This is a genomic window from Methylobacterium trifolii, assembly GCF_022179685.1.
GTDB lineage: Bacteria > Pseudomonadota > Alphaproteobacteria > Rhizobiales > Beijerinckiaceae > Methylobacterium > Methylobacterium trifolii.
In genome coordinates this window covers 13,641-29,466 of sequence record NZ_BPRB01000056.1, presented here as the reverse complement: position 1 = coordinate 29,466, position 15,826 = coordinate 13,641, and the positions used below count along the sequence as shown (strand labels likewise).

Here is a 15,826-nt window from a genome sequence, read left to right as displayed (position 1 = left end):
CGAAGTTCTCGACGATGGTCTCGATCGGGGGAAGCATGTGCGGTCGGGCATCCAAAAACGGTGAGGCGGCCGGTATGGCGCGACTTGGAAGGAAGCCCGCACGGGCCCTCCCACCTCTGCGGCGGAGGGTGGCCCGCGAGCCAAGTCGGGAGAGGGAAGCGCCCTCTCCGGATACGGCGCTCCCCTCTCCCGACCCTCGCTGACGCAAGGGCCACCCTCCCCCGCGGAGGGGGGAGGGAGTGCGCCTTGCGGGCGCATCAAAACAGACTCAACTGCTGCGCCGGCTCCGCGAGCCGGCTGCGCAGATCGAGCCGGTCGGTGAGCCCCGCCGGCGTGTAGTCGGCCGCGATCAGGAAGGGGCGGGCACGCTTCAGGGCCGAGGACAGCCGGGCCACGTCCTCGAGGCGCAGCCGCGTGTGGCGGCGGGCGGCGATGATCTTGTCCACGGCACGCGCCCCGAGGCCCGGCACCCGCAGCAGCATCTCCCGGTCGGCCCGGTTCACGTCCACGGGGAAGCGGTGGCGGTGCTTCAGGGCCCAGGCGAGCTTCGGGTCGATGTCGAGGGAGAACATCCCGTCATCGGCCGCGTCCGCCACGTCGTCGGGGGAGAAGTCGTAGTACCGGATCAGCCAGTCGGCCTGGTAGAGCCGGTGCTCGCGCTGGAGCGGCGGGGATTTCAGCGGCAGGATGGCCGAGCCCTCGGGGATCGGGCTGAAGGCGGAATAGTAGACCCGCTTGAGGCCGACGCTGCCGTAGAGATGCGCGCTCTTGCGGATCAGGGCCTCGTCGGTGGTGGCGTCCGCCCCCACGATCACCTGGGTGGACTGGCCGGCAGGCGAAAAGCGCCGGCGCTCGGCCTTGGCCTCGACGATGCGCTCCGAGATCTGCGCCATCGCCCCCTGGATCGCCGCCCCGTCCTTCTCCGGGGCGAGCCTGGCGAGGCTCGCCTCCGTCGGCAGCTCGACGTTGATCGAGAGCCGGTCGGCGTAGAGGCCGGCCTCTTCGATCAGCCAGGGGCTGGCCTCGGGGATCGACTTGAGGTGGATGTAGCCGCGGAAGCCGTGGTCGCGCCGCAGGGATTTCGCCACCCGCGTCAGCAGTTCCATGGTGTAGTCGGGCGACTTGATGATGCCGGAGGAGAGGAACAACCCTTCGATGTAGTTGCGCTTGTAGAACTCGACCGTGAGGGTCACGACCTCCTGCACCGAGAAGCGCGCGCGGGCCACGTTCGAGGAGCGGCGGTTGATGCAATAGGCGCAGTCGAACAGGCAGTAGTTCGTCAGCAGGATCTTCAGGAGCGAGATGCAGCGCCCGTCCGGGGTGTAGGCGTGGCAGATGCCGGCCCCCGTGGTCGAGCCGAGCTCGCCCTTGCCGGCCTTGCGCTTGGGCGCCCCCGACGAGGAGCAGGAGGCATCGTACTTGGCGGCATCCGCGAGGATGCGCAGTTTCTTGGCCAGCGCTTCATCCATCGAACGAACAATGAACGCGGGGCCGCCGAAGGCAAGGGCGCGACCCGTCCCGTGCCCCGGCCCCGATGCCGCACCCCGGCAAGAGCCGGAGCGCGGGCCGATCGCAAAAACTCAGCCCTGCTTGAGGGTGGCCTTGAGGGTGATCTCGGCGTTGAGCACCTTCGAGATCGGGCAGCCGGTCTCGGCGGCGTGGGCCAGTTCGTCGAACTTCGCCTGGTCGATGCCGGGGATGGTGGCGGTCAGCGTCAGGGCCGATTTCGTCACCTTGAAGCCGGGGCCGTCCTTGTCGAGGGTCACGACGGACTCGGTGGTCATCTCGGTGGCCGTGAACCCCGCCTCCTGGAGCTGGAAGGCGAGCGCCATGGTGAAGCAGCCGGCGTGGGCCGCCGCGATCAGCTCCTCCGGGTTGGTGCCGGGCGCGCCCTCGAAGCGGGTGTTGAAGCCGTAGGGCTGGTCGGAGAGCACGCCCGACTGGGTCGTGATGTGGCCCTTGCCGGCCTTGCCGTTGCCCTGCCAGACGGCGTGGGCCTTGCGGTCGATCATGCGAAATCCATCCTGTTCTGGCCCGCGCGGGCTGCGCGCGGGATCGTCCCCCGATGGGAGCGCAGGTGGGGCGGGCGTCAGCGAAATCCAGCGTCGTCGCTTGAACCCGGCTCCGTCTCGTCGAGGATGCGGCGGGCGAGACCATAGGGGAAGCCCGCCCGGGCGAGCGCCGCGAGGTCGCGCTCCCGATGGAGGGCGCGGATCTCCGGCCGGCGCCAGGGCCCGAGGCGCCGCCTCCTGGCATAGGCGCGGGCGGCCCGCTCCTCGATGCCTTCGGCCTCCGTCCCGTCCGACTCGTCCTCCGCCAGGGCCGCGCGCTCGGCCTCCATCGCCGCCTCGACCACGTCGCGGGGCACGCCCTTGGCCGCGAGCTTGGCGGACGCACCGCGGGCGGAGGCGCCCCGGCGGCGCAGGGTGGCGAGCCGCGCCGTCGCGAAGCGCGCGTCGTCCACGAGGCCGCCTTCGACGGCGCGCGCCACCACCGCGTCGATCATCTCGGCGAAGGCGGCCGGGTCCTCGTCGCGGGCGCGGGCCCGCTTCTCGACGCGGCGCATCAGCGTCCGGCGCAGCATCTGCGTCGAGGCGCTGTAGCGTTCGAGGTAGTGGAGGGCGGCCCGCTCCAGGTAGGCCGGGCTCACCGGCGGCGTGGGTCTTGCTTGGCGTTCGCTGGATTCGGGCCGTCCCTCGTCGGGACCTGCAACGATTGGCCGGATCACGGGTTCTTCACGTTCTGGACAGGTTTGCGTTTCATGACTGGATCATGGAACGCTTGCAACGCGGCAGGATCGGCCATGGTCTCCTCCACGCAGTGTCTGCCGCCGTCTTGAGGCGCGAGGCGCTCCTCGTCCTGCTCGCCCTCGGGCTCGCGGCGGCCGCCGCGGGGGTGTTCTACCTGTCGCGCCCGACCACGCTCACCGTCGCCGTCGGCCCGCAGGATGGGCCCGAGGCCGCCCTCATCGAGGCCTATGCCGGCCTGCTCGGCCGCGCCCGCGAGGACGTGCGCTTCAAGGTCGTCCGCTACGGCGACGTGCGCGACAGCGGCGAGGCGCTCCAGGCCAACAAGGCGGACCTCGCCATCGTCCGGCCCGACGTGTTCATGCCCGAGAACGGCCTGACGCTGGCGATCCTGCACGACGAGGCCCTGGTCATCGCAGCCCCCGCCGCCTCCGAGATCGAGGACATCCCCGACCTCGCCCGCAAGCGCCTCGGCGTGGTGGTGCGCCACGACGCGGACCTGCCCTTCCTCACGAACCTCCTGGCCTTCTACGACTTCCTGCCCGGCGGCGGGGAGGCGGCCGGCGAGGAGCCGGCGCCGGGCCGGGTGGCTCTGGTGATGCTCAAGCCCGCCGAGGTCACGGCCGCCATCGCCGAGAAGCGGGTGGACGCGGCCGCGATCATCGCCAGCCCCGGCTCGAAGGCCGCCAACGCCCTGGTGCGCGCCGTGGAATCCGGCACGCCCGACAAGAAGGTCGCCCTCGTCTCGGTGCCCGACACCGAGGCCATCCTCCAGCGCTATCCCGAGTTGCAGGCGGTGACGATCCCGGCCGGCACCTTCGGCGGCCGGCCCAAGCGCCCGCAGGAGGAGGTCAAGACGGTGGGCGCCTCCTACCGGCTGATGGCGCGCGGCACCGTCAACCGCGTCGCGGTGGCCTCGGCCACCCAGCACCTGTTCGAGTGGCGCTCCAAGCTCGCCGCCGTGGCCCCGATCGCCAAGCTGATGAAGGCGCCCGACTTCGACACCACGGTGGCCGCGACCTCGGCCCGGCTCCCGAACCACCCCGGCGCGGTGGATTATTTCGAGCGCGAGCAGCAGACCTTCCTGGAGCGCTACGAGGACTACATCTACCTGTTCGCCTTCTTCGGCGGCACCATCGGCTCGGGCATCGCCTGGCTCGGCCAGCGGCTGGCCCGCAAGCGCCGGGAGCGCGTGGACATCGTCCTCGACCGCCTGCTCGACGTGATGCGGGAGGTGCGCGCGGCCACCACGCGGGCGGAACTCGACGCCATCGCGATCGAGACGGACGGGCTGGTGGCCGACGTGGTGACCTACGCCCGCGAGCGCAGCATCGACACCCGCACCGTCAGCGCCCTGATCCTGGCGGTGGACGGCGTGCACGCGGCCATCGCCGACGCCCGCCGCCAGCTCGACGGGCTCCGCGAGGCGGAGACCCGCTCCGGCGCCCGCACCCGCACGGCCCGGCTCCTGGCGCTGAGCGTGCCGGCGGCGGAGTAGGTCGATTCTTTGCACTTCCCGCCCCCCTCTGCGGGGGAGGGTGGGCCTCGCGTCAGCGAGGGTCGGGAGAGGGGAGCGGGAAACGCCCGCGCCGGAACGTCGTCCAAGGACTCCATCCGGGGCCCGCATACGAAAAACCCCACCCTCACCCCTCGATCATCTCCCGGATGCGGGTCGCCAGGGTTTCCACCGGGAACGGCTTGGTGATCATCTGCATGCCGGGGTCGAGGCCGCCGTTGCCGAACATCGCGTTCTCGGCGTAGCCGGTGATGAACAGGACCTTGAGGTCGGGCCGCGCGTCGCGGGTCTGGTCCACCATCTGGCGCCCGTTCAGGCCCGGCAGGCCGACGTCGGTGACGAGCAGGTCGATCCGCTCCGGCGACAGCAGGATCGCGAGGCCCGCGGGGCCGTCCACCGCCTCCAGCGCCCGGTAGCCGAGATCGTGCAGCACCTCGACGATGAGGTCGCGCACCACCGCCTCGTCCTCCACCACCAGCACCGTCTCGCCCCGCTCCGCGCGCGGGACGGGGCCGGGGGCCGGCATCATCGCCTCGGTCGCGGCGCTGCCGCGGTAGCGCGGCAGGTAGATCTTGATGGTCGAGCCGGCGCCGGGCTCCGAGTAGATCTTGGCGTGCCCCTCCGACTGCTTGGCGAAGCCGTAGATCATCGAGAGGCCGAGCCCCGTGCCCTGGCCCAGCGGCTTGGTCGTGAAGAACGGGTCGAACGCCTTGGCCGCCACGTCCGGGCTCATGCCGGTGCCGGTGTCGGTGACGCAGATGCAGATGTACTGCCCCGCGGCCACGCCCGGATGGAGCCGGGCGTAGGCGCGGTCGAGGTGGGTGTTGCAGGTCTCGATCACGAGGCGCCCGCCGTCCGGCATGGCGTCGCGCGCGTTGATGGCGAGGTTGAGCACCGCGCTCTCGAGCTGGTGGGGGTCGCACAGGGTCAGCCAGAGGCCGCCGGCGGTGACGATCTCCAGGTTCACCCGCTCGCTCAAGGTCCGCCGCAGCAGGTCCTCCATCCCGGCGATCAGCCCGTTGGCGTCGGTGGGCTTGGGCTCCAGGGGCTGGCGGCGGGCGAAGGCGAGCAGGCGGTGGGTCAGCGCCGCGGCCCGGTTGGCCGAGGACAGGGCGGCGTTGGCGTATTTCTCGATCTGCTCGGTGCGGCCCTGCCGGATGCGGGTCTGCATCAGGTCCAGGGACCCGACGATGCCGGTGAGCAGGTTGTTGAAGTCGTGGGCGAGCCCGCCGGTGAGCTGGCCGACCGCCTCCATCTTCTGGGCCTGGCGCAGCAGTTCCTCGGCCTCGCGCTGGTCGGTGATGTCGCGCCCGACGATGTAGAACAGGTCGCCCTCGGGCACCGCGTTCCACATCACGGTCACGCGCTGCCCGTCCTGGCGGATGATCTGGTCGACGAAGCCGTCCACGGTCTCGCCCGCGGCGAGGCGCCCCACCACGTCGCCCGTCTCCGCGTGGTCGGCGGAGTCGATGATGTCGAGGAAGGGGCGTGACAGGAGCTCCTCCCGGCTCCAGCCGAGCGCCCGGGTCCAGGCCGGGTTGACGGCCTTGAGGTAGCCGTCGAGCCCGGCCGTGCCCATCAGGTCGGTGGTGGTCTCCCAGAGCCGGTTGCGCTCGCGGGTGCGGGCCTCGACCTGCCGCGTCAGGGAGGCCTCGATGCGCTTGCGGTCCGTGATGTCCTGCACGAAGGCGTAGAAGCCGTCGACCGTGCCGTCCGCCCGGCGGCGTGGGATGTAGCGGATGTCGGCCGTGCGCGGCTCCCCATTGGGATGGGGCCATTCCAGCTCCAGGTGGATCTCCCGGCCCGCCAGCACCGCCTCGAGGGCGGTGCGGCGTTCCTGGAACCCGGCCTCGCCCACGAGGTCGCGCACATGGTACCCGACCACACGGTCGAGGGGGCGGCCGAACCACGCCTCGTAGGCGGCGTTGGCGAAGCGGTAGACCAGCCCCGTGTCGATGAAGGCGATCAGGTTCGGCAGGGCGTCGGCCACGAGGCGCAGTTCGCGGGCGCCCGCCCGCACCGCCTCCTCGGCGGTCCGGCGCGCGTCGATGTCGTCGATCGCCACCACGGCGCCGCGCAGGCCGCCGCCGCCGTCGCGGATCGGCGCGCTCGCGAGCCGGACCCAGGCGGAGGTGCCGTCGCCGCGCCGGTAGAGCACCTCGGCGGCGGCGGCCTCGCCCGTGAGGACGGTGCGGGCGAGGGGATACTCCGCGGCCCGCACCTGCCGCCCGTCCGGGTGGAAGGCGACCCAGCGCTCGTGGCTCGCGATGTCGGGGGTGTCGTGGACGGGGTGGCGCAGGATCTCCGCGACGCGGGCGTTGGCGCCGACGACCCGGCCCGAGGGCGCCTCGGCGATGACGAGGCCCACCGGCACCGCCTCGAACACGGCGCGCAGGCGGGCCTCGCTCGCCACCAGCGCGTCCGAGGCGCGCCGCCGCTCGGTGATGTCGAAGGTGACGCCGGGAAAGCGTAGGGGGCTGCCGTCCTCGGCCAGGATGCAGCGGCCCTGCGCCGCGACCCAGCGCACCCCGTCGGGGCGCACGAGGCGGTATTCCGAGGCGAAGTCGCCGCCCGCCCGCATCGCGCCGGCGATGGCGGCCCGCACGTGCCCGAGGTCGTCGGGGTGGATGCCGCCGAAGAACTCGGCGATCGGCGCGCCGGCGGCGGCCTTGGCCGGATCGACGCCGTAGAGCCGGGCGAAGCGCGCATCCGCCGTGACCCGGTCGGCCCGCACGTCCCAGTCCCAGGTGCCGATGCTGTTGCCGGCCGAGAGCGCCATCTCCAGGCGCTCCTCGCTCTCCCGCCGCTCCCGCTCGGCCAGGACCTGCGCTGTGGTCTCGCCGGTGATGCAGAGCATGCCGGCGACCGCGCCGGAATCGTCGTGCACGGGCGAGTAGGTGAAGCTCCACCACGTCGCCTCCGGCGTGCCCTGCCGGTTCATCGTCAGCGGGAGGTTGCGGACGGAGACCCCCTCCCCGGAGAGCGCCCTGTCGCAGAGCGGCCCGATGTCGTCCCACAGGTCCGCCCAGAGTTCGCGGAAGGGGCGCCCCAGCGCCCCGGGGAGCCGGATGCCGAGGATCGGGCGGTAGGGATCGTTGAAGAGGCTGACGAGGTCCGGGCCCCAGGCGAGGTACATCGGCGCCGGGCAGGTCAGCATCGTCGCGAGCGTCGTGCGCAGCGAGACGGGCCAGTCCGCGATCGGCCCCAGCGACGTGCCGGACCAGTCGCGCGCCAGGATCTCGCGCCCCGTCGTGCCGCCGTTCGTCAGGAAGCGCAGGGCCTGCGGCACCGCCGCCGTCTCCGGGCCGTCTCCGTCCCCGCCCCTGTTCTCGCGTGAGCCGCTATCCACGTCGCCCCAGAATGCTCACGGGTGTCCCGCCGCCGGTCGTTCCCGGCTCGGCCTCCCCAAGCAGGGATGTGGGCAACGCCGGGTCAAGTCAACGTGGAGCGTCCGTCCGTCCGTTCCGGCACAATGCCGCCGCTCAGGCCGAGGCGCGGTCCCGTTCCATGCGCTTGCGCAGGCGGGTGGCGCCGTAGACCTCGCCGAGATGCCGGCGGGCGGCGTGGACCGGGGGCGCCTGCCGCTCCGTGTGGGCGGCGGCGATGACGCGCAGGGTCGCCGCGACGGAGCGCTCCAGGCGGCGTTCGGCCGAGGCCGATGCGGTATCGATGTCGAGCATGGTGCGGGCCCCCGCTTGCGGCCGCCCGCGCCCTCTCCCGGGACGGCGGCGGACCGTTTGACGGTGGCACCTTCCGGGGGCGCCTTGGCGGGAACAAGGCGACGCGGCGGCGAGATTGGGCGGCCGGGATCAGCCCTCAGGGGCCGTCCCGCCCCTCGCTGAAGGGATCGACGCAGGCATAGCCGACGAAGCATCTCGGGTCGTCGCGGGCCGCCTCGAAATCCGGCCGGGTCGAGGTCTCGATGGTGCAGAAGCCGGCGTCGCGCACGATGCGGGCATAGGTGCCGGGGCCCGTCGTCATCACGACGGCGCCGCTGCGGGCGACGAGGCCGGCGGCGGCGGCGCAGGTCATGGTGGTGATGTCGGGGCGGCCCTGGGCCAGCCCCGGCTGTGGCGCGAGGGCCAGGAGGGCGGCGACAGGGACAGCGAAGTGGCCGGCGCGGAGGGCCGGCCGCCTCACCGGATCTCCTCGTGCCAGGTTCGCCCGTCGCGCTCGATCAGGGCGATGGCCGAGGTCGGGCCCCAGCTTCCCGAGGGGTAGGGGCGCGGTGCCTCCGGGCGGTCGCCCCAGGCCTTGAGCAGGCTGTCGGCCCAGGCCCAGGCCACCTCCACCTCGTCGCGGCGCATGAACAGGGTGGCGTTGCCGCGGACCACGTCCATCAGCAGGCGCTCGTAGGCGTCCGGGTAGCGCTGCTTGAAGGTCTCCTCGAAGGAGATGTCGAGGTTGGTCGGGCGCAGGCGCATGCCGCCGGGGCCGGGGTCCTTGGTCATCACTTCGAGCTTCATGCCCTCCTGCGGCTGGAGGCGGATGACGAGGCGGTTGGGCTCGCGGCCGAAGGCGTCGGAGGGAAAGATCGAGAAGGGGGCTGCGCGGAACTGCACCACGATCTCGGAGAGCTTGTTGGGCATCCGCTTGCCGGTGCGCAGGTAGAACGGCACTCCCGCCCAGCGCCAGGACTGCACCTCGACCTTGCAGGCTACGAAGGTCTCGGTGCGGCTCTCGTGGCCGAGTTCGGCCAGATACCCGCCCACCGGCTGCCCGTCGACGGCACCCGCCGCGTACTGGCCGCGCACCGTGACCTGCTGCACGTCCTGGGCGGTGATGGGCTTGAGGGCGCGCAGCACCTTGAGCTTCTCGTCGCGCACGGAGTTGGCGTCGAGGTTGAGCGGGCTCTCCATCGCGGTGAGGCAGAGGAGCTGCAGGATGTGATTCTGCAGCATGTCCCGCAGGGCGCCGGAGGTGTCGTAGTAGCCCGCGCGCGCCTCCACGCCCACGGTCTCGGCCACCGTGATCTGGACGTGGTCGATCACGTCCGCCGTCCAGAGCCGGTCGAAGATGGTGTTGGCGAAGCGCAGCGCCAGCAGGTTCTGCACCGTCTCCTTGCCGAGGTAATGGTCGATGCGGAAGATCTGCTCCTCCGGAAACACCTCGCCGACCGCGTCGTTGATGGCGCGGGCGGACTTGAGGTCCTTGCCGATCGGCTTCTCCAGAACGACGCGGGAGCGCTCGCCGATCAGCCCGTGCGCCGCCAGATTCCGGCAGATCGCGCCGTAGAGGTCCGGCGAGGTGGCGAGGTAGAAGGGCCGGACCTGGTCGGGCCGCTCGGCGAGCTTGGCCACGAGGTCGGTCCAGCCCTCCTCGCCCGAGCCGTCCACGGCGACGTAGTCGAGGTGTTCGAGGAAGGCGTCGAGCACCCCCGGCTTCATGTCCTGGGCGGGCACGAAGCGCTTGAGGGCATCGCGCGCCCGCTCCCGGAACGCCTCCACCGTCAGCTCCGAGCGGGAGGCGCCGATGATCCGGCTCGTGCCCGGAATCTGCCCGTCCTGGAACCGGTAGAACAGGGCCGGCAGCAGCTTGCGGGTGGTCAGGTCGCCGGTTGCGCCGAAGACGACGCAATCGAAGGAGGCGACGGGGATGATGGTGGCCAAGGGCGGCTCCCGTGTGCGTGCAGCGTGCATGAAGGCCAGGCGCGGCGGCGACCCGGCTTATACCGGATCGCAAGACCTTCGCCACACGCCTCAGGCGAGCGGCACCACCTGCGCGCCCAGCACCGAGACGAGGTCCGCGACCGCGATGCGGATCTGGAGGCCGCGCGCGCCGCCGTTCACGTGGATGTCTCCGCCCGCTGCGATCGAGCCGGCATCGATGGCCGTCGGCACCGGGCGCTTCTGGCCGAGGGGGCTGATGCCGCCGACGACGTAGCCGGTGATGCGCTCCGCGTCGGCCGGCTTCAGCATGAAGGCGGACTTGCCCGAGAACGCGGCGGCCACCCGCTTCATCCCGACCTCCCTGTCCGAGGCCACCAGCAGGCAGACCGTCCGCCCGTCCACCGCGGCCATCAGGGTCTTCAGCACGGCGCCCGGCGGCACACCCAGGGCCTCGGCGGCCTGGAGGCCGATGCGCGGGGCGTCCGCATCGTAGGCGTAGGCATGCAGGCTGTAGGGGATGCCGGCCCGGTCGAGGGCCTGAGTGGCGCGGGTGGTCTTAGCCATTGCGATCGTCAGAGGGTCGCGGCGATCAGACGCCCGATCGCGGCATGGGCCGCATCGCGCGCGGCGGGAGTCGAATCCGAGCCCGTCATGTAGAGTGCGGCCAGGATCGGCGCGCGGCCGGGCGGGCGCAGGATCGCGACGACGTTGGCGGTGGCGTTGTCGCCCGTGCCGGTCTTGTCGCCGACGCGCCAGTCCGGCGGGAGCCCGGCCCGCAGGCGCTTGCCGCCGGTGCGGGCTGCGACCATCCAACCTTCCAGCCGCTCCCGTCCCGCCGGCGACAGGGCGTCGCCCAGGAGAATCGCCTGCAGGTCGGCGAGCATCGCGGCCGGTCGCGTGGTGTCGCGCGGGTCGCCCGGGATGGCGGTGTTGAGGTCCGGCTCGGTCCGGTCGAGGCGGCTTTCCGGGTCGCTGATCCCGCGCAGCCACGCGGTCAGCGCCGGCGGTCCGCCCAGCGCCTGCAGCATCAGGTTTCCGGCGGTGTTGTCGCTCCAGACGAGCGCCGCCTCGCAGACCGCCCCCAGCGCCATCCGGCCCGTGCCCGATGCATCGAGCGCCGCGCCGGTGACGGGGGCGTAGGCATCGAGCCCGGCCCTGTCGTACGTCACGATCCGGTCGAGGCGCTCGGCGCCCGCATCGACGCGGGCCAGGATCGCGGCTGCGGCGAGCATCTTGAAGGTGCTGCACAGGGGGAACGCCTCGTCGGCCCGGTACAGCAGGGCGCGGCCCGTCCCGGTGTCGCGCACGGCCACGCCGACCCGCCCGCCGAGGCCGGATTCGATTTCGCCGATCCCCGCCTGCGCCGCGGCGAGGGAGTCCGCGGCGCGGGACAGGCCCGGCGCGAGCGCGAGGACGCTTCCGAGGCCGAGGCAGGCTTGGCGGCGGGTCCAGGGCTGCATTGAGACTCCCGTTGGCGGCGATCGGTCTCCGAAGGGGGCCGTCATACCGCCCGATCCGGCGTCCGGCCAGACGAACGAGGCCCTACATGGAGGAGAGAGAGGCCCATATGCGTGCCGCGAGCCATCCGGAATCGGCCAGCCGTCGATTTCGGTCTGCCAGAGGGGTGAGCCACGCCGCGCTTCGGTCTATCCCTGCCCGACCGAGGAACCCCCATGACCAGCACCATCTTCGCCCCGGCGAGCGGCTTCGGGCGGGCCGCGGTGGCGGTGATCCGGATCAGCGGGCCGGCCTGCGCGTCCCTGCTGACGGCGCTCTCCGGCCCCCTCCCCGCGCCGCGTCGGCTGTCGCTCCGGACCCTGCGCGACCCCGCGGACGGCGCGGTCCTGGACCGCGCCCTCGTCGCGTTCCTGCCGGGGCCGGCCACCTTCAGCGGCGAGGACATGGCGGAGCTGCACCTGCACGGCGGCGCGGCGGTGCGGGCGGGCGTGATCCGCGCGCTTACCGCCTTTCCCGGCTGCCGCCCGGCCGAGGCCGGGGCCTTCACCCGGCGGGCGGTCCTGAACGGGCGTCTGGACCTGACCGAGGCCGAGGGCATCGCCGACCTGATCGAGGCCGAGACCGAGGCCCAGCGCCGCCAGGCCCTGCGCCAGCTCGACGGGGCGCTCGGCCGCCAGGTCGCGGCCTGGCGGGCGGAGGCCATCGACTGCCTGGCCACCACCGAGGCGGCACTGGATTTCTCCGACGAGGGCGACGTGGACGACGCGGCCCTCGACGCTGGGCTGTTCTCCCGCGCCGTCGCCTTGCGCGACGCCGTCGCCCTGGCGCTGGCGGACGGCCGGCGGGGCGAGCGCCTGCGTGAGGGTTTTTGCATCGTGCTGGCCGGCGCACCGAACGCCGGCAAATCCACCCTCCTGAACGCCCTGAGCCGGCGCGAGGCCGCGATCGTCTCGGAGCGCCCCGGCACAACGCGCGACACGATCGAGGTCCGCCTCGACCTCGGCGGCCTGCCGGTGCTGCTCGTGGACACGGCGGGCCTGCGGGAGACGGAGGACATGCTCGAGGCCGAGGGCATCCGGCGCACGCGCGCGCGACTAGTGGAGGCCGACCTCGTCCTGGCCCTGACGCCGCCCGGCGCGGACCCCCTCCCCTTGCCGCCCCTGGCCGGCCGCGTCCTGTACGTGCGCACCAAGGCCGATCTCACCGAGGGGGGAAGGGACGGCCTGTCCGTCTCAGGCCTCACCGGCGACGGATTGCCGGCGCTGCTCGATGCGATCCAGGCGGAGGCGGAGCGCGCGCTCGGCGGAGGCGAGGCCCTCGTCACCCGCGAGCGGCACCGGGAGGCGTTGACGCGCTGCGTCGCCCATCTCGACCGCGTGGCGAAGGGCGCCGCGCGTCACATGCCGGAACTCGTCGCCGAGGATCTCCGTCTCGCCGCCCGCGCGCTGGGCGAGGTGGGCGGGCATGTGGGCGTCGAGGACGTGCTGGACCGGTTGTTCGCCGGGTTCTGCATCGGGAAGTGAGGCGCGGGTGCCCTCCGCCTTTGCGGGCAACCGGATTCACACACCGTCCGCGGCCGGATAAGCCTCTGTTCCGGAACGCGGTTTCCCCTCCCCCTTGTGGGGGGTCAGGGGTGGGGGTTGGTTCAGGATCGAGCGTATCGGTGCCTCCTGCGCCACCCCCACCTCCGGCTCCTCCCCACAAGGGGGAGGAGAGGCCTGTGGTCGCGGCCGGAGCACGTCCCGAAAGCGATGTGTGAATACGATAGCCTCTGCGGGGGAGGGAGAGACCTAGACAGGCTCACGCCGAATGTTTCACGTGAAAACCCTCGTCCTCATCAGCGGCTGAGGAACATCCCGGTCAGCAGGAAGCCGAGGCCTGCCAGCCCAAAAATGCCCTCTCTCCGCTTCGTCGTGTCGATGAAATGGGCCAGCGCCCCACTCGCGCAGCAGAGCGCGCCCATGCTGATCGCCACGATGTGCATCGTCGTCTCCGGTCGTCGCCCTCGCATAGGGAGGTCTGCGACTTCACCACAACCCGCCGATGGCGGGCCGGACGGCGCTGTCCGTTAACCGATCGTCAAGCAAAGCCGATGCCAAGCTTCCGGAGTGATATATAGTCCCTGCCGCGTTGGGCTAAGGTCGGATGCTGCTCTGAAAGTCCTTTGATTTTCGGTCTCGATCATTGATCGATATATTTGGCAGAAAAGCCAGTCTGTCCCAATAGAGAACCACATCCCGAGATGCTTTCGCGTAGCGGAAGCCTCGAAGGAGACTTCTGGAAATCCAAGCGGCCATTGAATGGCTCCTTCGCGACTGCTCGGCAGTACATCGAGGTGAAGGCTCTATCGGGCGTCGATGATTCGAATGACCTTCGATTGCTGGGAGACGATGTCGAGGCTGCGCATGCGGCGTTTCGGAATCGGAAAGCGGGACGCCGATAGTGGGCAGCTTTCGGTCTCTGCGTCATGGCCCACCACCGCGATCCGCCCGTATCCAGCGCCGCAAATCCGAGCACACCTGCTCCGCAAGCAGGCACCGCCGGATTGCGTTGACCGTGATGCGCCCCCACGCGTAATCACGCGCTCATGTCCGACACAGCGTCCCAGAGCTTCGACGTGGTCGTCATCGGCGGTGGCCATGCCGGCGTCGAGGCCGCCGCTGCGGCCGCCCGCTGCGGCGCCCGCACGGCCCTCGTCACCCAATCCGAGAAGACCATCGGGGCGATGTCCTGCAACCCGGCGATCGGGGGGCTCGGCAAGGGCCACCTCGTGCGCGAGGTCGATGCCCTGGACGGGCTGATGGGCCTGGTGGCGGACGCCGCCGGCATCCAGTTCCGGCTGCTCAATCGCCGCAAAGGCCCGGCGGTGCGCGGCCCCCGCACCCAGGCCGACCGCAAGCTCTACGCGGCCGCGATGCAGGCGGCTCTGGCCGAGACGGCCGGGCTCCGCGTGGTCGAGGGGACCTGCGAGGACCTCGCGATCCGGCAGGGTCGCGTCGCGGGTGTCGTGCTGGGCGACGGGCGTGCGCTGTCCTGCGCCGCCGCAGTGCTGACCACCGGCACCTTCCTGCGTGGGCTGATCCATATCGGCGAGACCCGCATCCCCGCGGGCCGCGTCGGCGAGGCCCCGGCCGTGGGGCTGGCCGAGACCCTCGACCGGCTGGGCTTTCGCCTGGGGCGCCTCAAGACCGGCACGCCCGCCCGCCTCGACGGGCGCAGCATCGACTGGTCCGACCTGGAGATGCAGGACGCGGACGCCGACCCGGTGCCGTTCTCGACGCTCACCGATAAGATCACCACGCCACAGATCCGCTGCGGCATCACCCGCACGACGAAGGCCGTGCACGACCTGATCCGCGAGAACCTGCACCGCTCGCCGATGTATTCCGGCGCGATCGGCAGCCGGGGGCCGCGCTACTGCCCCTCGATCGAGGACAAGGTGGTGCGCTTCGGCGACCGCGAGGGCCACCAGATTTTTCTGGAACCCGAAGGCCTGGACGATCCGACCGTCTACCCGAACGGCATCTCCACGGCGCTGCCCGAGGCCGTGCAGCACGACATGATCCGCCTCATCCCTGGCCTGGAGCATGCCCGCATCGTGCGGCCGGGCTACGCCATCGAGTACGATTACGTCGATCCGCGCGAACTCGATGCCGGCCTCCAGGCCAAGCGCCTGCCCGGCCTCTACCTCGCCGGCCAGATCAACGGCACCACCGGCTACGAGGAGGCGGCCGGCCAGGGGCTGGTGGCCGGGCTCAACGCGGCCCGCTCGGCCGGAGGGCAGGAGGCGGCCCGGTTCGACCGGGCCGAATCCTACCTCGGCGTGATGATCGACGACCTTGTCACCCACGGGGTCAGCGAGCCCTACCGCATGTTCACCTCGCGCTCCGAGTACCGGCTCTCCCTGCGCGTCGACAACGCGGACGAGCGCCTGACCCCGCGCGGCCTCGCCCTCGGATGCATCGGCGGCCGCCGCGCCGCGCACTTTGCCGGCTCGCAGCAGGAACTGGCGGCGGCCCGCGCCCGGCTCGACGCTCTGAGCCTCACGCCGATGCAGGCGCGTGCGCACGGCATCGGCCTGAATCAGGACGGCATCCGTCGCAGCGCCTTCCAGCTCCTGTCCTACGCCGAACTCGACTGGTCCCGGCTCGCCGCCGTCTGGCCGGAACTGGCAGAGGTCTCGCCGCGCATCGCCGACCGGCTGCGGACGGATGCGACCTACGCGGTCTATCTCGACCGCCAGGGCGCCGACATCGCCGCCTTCCGCCGCGACGAGGCCGTGCGCCTGCCGGTCGGACTCGACTATGCCGGCATCTCCGGGCTCTCCAACGAGATGCGCCTGAAGCTCGAGACCGTCCGCCCCGGCACCCTGGGTCAAGCGGCCCGGATCGAGGGCGTGACGCCCGCGGCCCTGACGCTGCTTGCCGCCCATGCCCGGCGGGGGAGCCGGGCGGGGGTGAACGCCGATGCCGTCTGATCCTGTTCGGACCGGCCAC

The 15,826-nt window shown here is 71.9% G+C and carries 13 protein-coding genes; 3 read left to right on the top strand and 10 right to left on the bottom strand.

Going from position 1 to position 15,826, the window contains the following annotated elements; all coding sequences use genetic code 11:
• Positions 1-257: 257 nt before the first annotated feature.
• The 3 genes from COGEMETH_RS05000 to COGEMETH_RS04990 all read right to left on the bottom strand — a co-directional run bounded on the left by COGEMETH_RS05000 (position 258) and on the right by COGEMETH_RS04990 (position 2,650).
• The gene (locus COGEMETH_RS05000) at positions 258-1,469 is read right to left on the bottom strand and encodes a putative DNA modification/repair radical SAM protein (RefSeq protein ID WP_238181505.1); all 1,212 of its coding nucleotides are present in this window, start codon (positions 1,467-1,469) and stop codon (positions 258-260) included.
• Between the two features lie 111 nt (positions 1,470-1,580).
• Positions 1,581-2,012 (bottom strand): OsmC family protein, encoded by a 432-nt coding sequence (locus COGEMETH_RS04995; RefSeq protein WP_238181504.1) that lies wholly within the window; start codon positions 2,010-2,012, stop codon positions 1,581-1,583.
• Positions 2,013-2,089: 77 nt separating this feature from the next.
• Entirely contained in the window at positions 2,090-2,650 is a 561-nt protein-coding gene (locus COGEMETH_RS04990) for a RecX family transcriptional regulator (RefSeq protein WP_238181503.1), read from the bottom strand.
• Between the two features lie 185 nt (positions 2,651-2,835).
• Here COGEMETH_RS04990 and COGEMETH_RS04985 point away from each other — a divergent pair, with 185 nt between their 5' ends.
• Positions 2,836-4,245 carry a TAXI family TRAP transporter solute-binding subunit gene (locus COGEMETH_RS04985; RefSeq protein ID WP_238181507.1) on the top strand — a complete coding sequence of 470 codons (1,410 nt, stop codon included), beginning with the start codon at positions 2,836-2,838 and terminating at the stop codon, positions 4,243-4,245.
• A gap of 145 nt (positions 4,246-4,390) precedes the next feature.
• Here COGEMETH_RS04985 and COGEMETH_RS04980 read toward each other — a convergent pair whose 3' ends face one another.
• The 6 genes from COGEMETH_RS04980 to bla all read right to left on the bottom strand — a co-directional run bounded on the left by COGEMETH_RS04980 (position 4,391) and on the right by bla (position 11,332).
• Positions 4,391-7,552, bottom strand: coding sequence for a PAS domain-containing protein (locus COGEMETH_RS04980; protein WP_238181502.1), 3,162 nt, complete (start codon positions 7,550-7,552; stop codon positions 4,391-4,393).
• Positions 7,553-7,745: 193 nt separating this feature from the next.
• Entirely contained in the window at positions 7,746-7,943 is a 198-nt protein-coding gene (locus COGEMETH_RS04975; RefSeq protein ID WP_238181501.1) for a hypothetical protein, read from the bottom strand.
• A 136-nt stretch (positions 7,944-8,079) separates the two neighbouring features.
• Entirely contained in the window at positions 8,080-8,403 is a 324-nt protein-coding gene (locus tag COGEMETH_RS04970; RefSeq protein WP_238181500.1) for a hypothetical protein, read from the bottom strand.
• The gene (zwf, locus tag COGEMETH_RS04965) at positions 8,400-9,872 is read right to left on the bottom strand and encodes a glucose-6-phosphate dehydrogenase (protein WP_238181499.1); all 1,473 of its coding nucleotides are present in this window, start codon (positions 9,870-9,872) and stop codon (positions 8,400-8,402) included. Before zwf ends, COGEMETH_RS04970 begins: the two co-directional genes overlap by 4 nt.
• A 90-nt stretch (positions 9,873-9,962) precedes the next feature.
• Complete coding sequence (locus COGEMETH_RS04960; RefSeq protein ID WP_238181498.1) at positions 9,963-10,436, bottom strand: aminoacyl-tRNA deacylase; 474 nt, start codon at positions 10,434-10,436, stop codon at positions 9,963-9,965.
• Positions 10,437-10,444: 8 nt separating this feature from the next.
• A complete protein-coding gene (bla, locus tag COGEMETH_RS04955; RefSeq protein ID WP_238181497.1) occupies positions 10,445-11,332 on the bottom strand; it encodes a class A beta-lactamase in 888 nt (295 codons plus the stop codon).
• Positions 11,333-11,545: 213 nt separating this feature from the next.
• Here bla and mnmE point away from each other — a divergent pair, with 213 nt between their 5' ends.
• The gene (gene mnmE, locus COGEMETH_RS04950) at positions 11,546-12,853 is read left to right on the top strand and encodes a tRNA uridine-5-carboxymethylaminomethyl(34) synthesis GTPase MnmE (protein WP_238181496.1); all 1,308 of its coding nucleotides are present in this window, start codon (positions 11,546-11,548) and stop codon (positions 12,851-12,853) included.
• Between the two features lie 314 nt (positions 12,854-13,167).
• Here the strand turns inward: mnmE and COGEMETH_RS04945 are convergent, their stop codons facing one another.
• Positions 13,168-13,314: a hypothetical protein gene (locus COGEMETH_RS04945; protein ID WP_238181495.1), complete on the bottom strand. Its 147-nt coding sequence runs from the start codon at positions 13,312-13,314 to the stop codon at positions 13,168-13,170.
• Positions 13,315-13,917: 603 nt separating this feature from the next.
• Between COGEMETH_RS04945 and mnmG the strand changes: the two genes are divergently transcribed.
• Positions 13,918-15,807, top strand: a complete 1,890-nt coding sequence (gene mnmG, locus COGEMETH_RS04940) for a tRNA uridine-5-carboxymethylaminomethyl(34) synthesis enzyme MnmG (RefSeq protein ID WP_238181494.1) — start codon at positions 13,918-13,920, stop codon at positions 15,805-15,807.
• Positions 15,808-15,826 lie beyond the last annotated feature (19 nt).

Excerpts from the sequence above, each read along its gene's own strand:
- COGEMETH_RS05000 (WP_238181505.1), bottom strand. The coding sequence starts at position 1,469 with ATGGATGAAGCGCTGGCCAAGAAACTGCGCATCCTCGCGGATGCCGCC.
- COGEMETH_RS04995 (WP_238181504.1), bottom strand. The coding sequence starts at position 2,012 with ATGATCGACCGCAAGGCCCACGCCGTCTGGCAGGGCAACGGCAAGGCC.
- COGEMETH_RS04975 (WP_238181501.1), bottom strand. The coding sequence starts at position 7,943 with ATGCTCGACATCGATACCGCATCGGCCTCGGCCGAACGCCGCCTGGAG.
- COGEMETH_RS04960 (WP_238181498.1), bottom strand. The coding sequence starts at position 10,436 with ATGGCTAAGACCACCCGCGCCACTCAGGCCCTCGACCGGGCCGGCATC.
- bla (WP_238181497.1), bottom strand. The coding sequence starts at position 11,332 with ATGCAGCCCTGGACCCGCCGCCAAGCCTGCCTCGGCCTCGGAAGCGTC.
- mnmE (WP_238181496.1), top strand. The coding sequence starts at position 11,546 with ATGACCAGCACCATCTTCGCCCCGGCGAGCGGCTTCGGGCGGGCCGCG.
- COGEMETH_RS04945 (WP_238181495.1), bottom strand. The coding sequence starts at position 13,314 with ATGCACATCGTGGCGATCAGCATGGGCGCGCTCTGCTGCGCGAGTGGG.
- mnmG (WP_238181494.1), top strand. The coding sequence starts at position 13,918 with ATGTCCGACACAGCGTCCCAGAGCTTCGACGTGGTCGTCATCGGCGGT.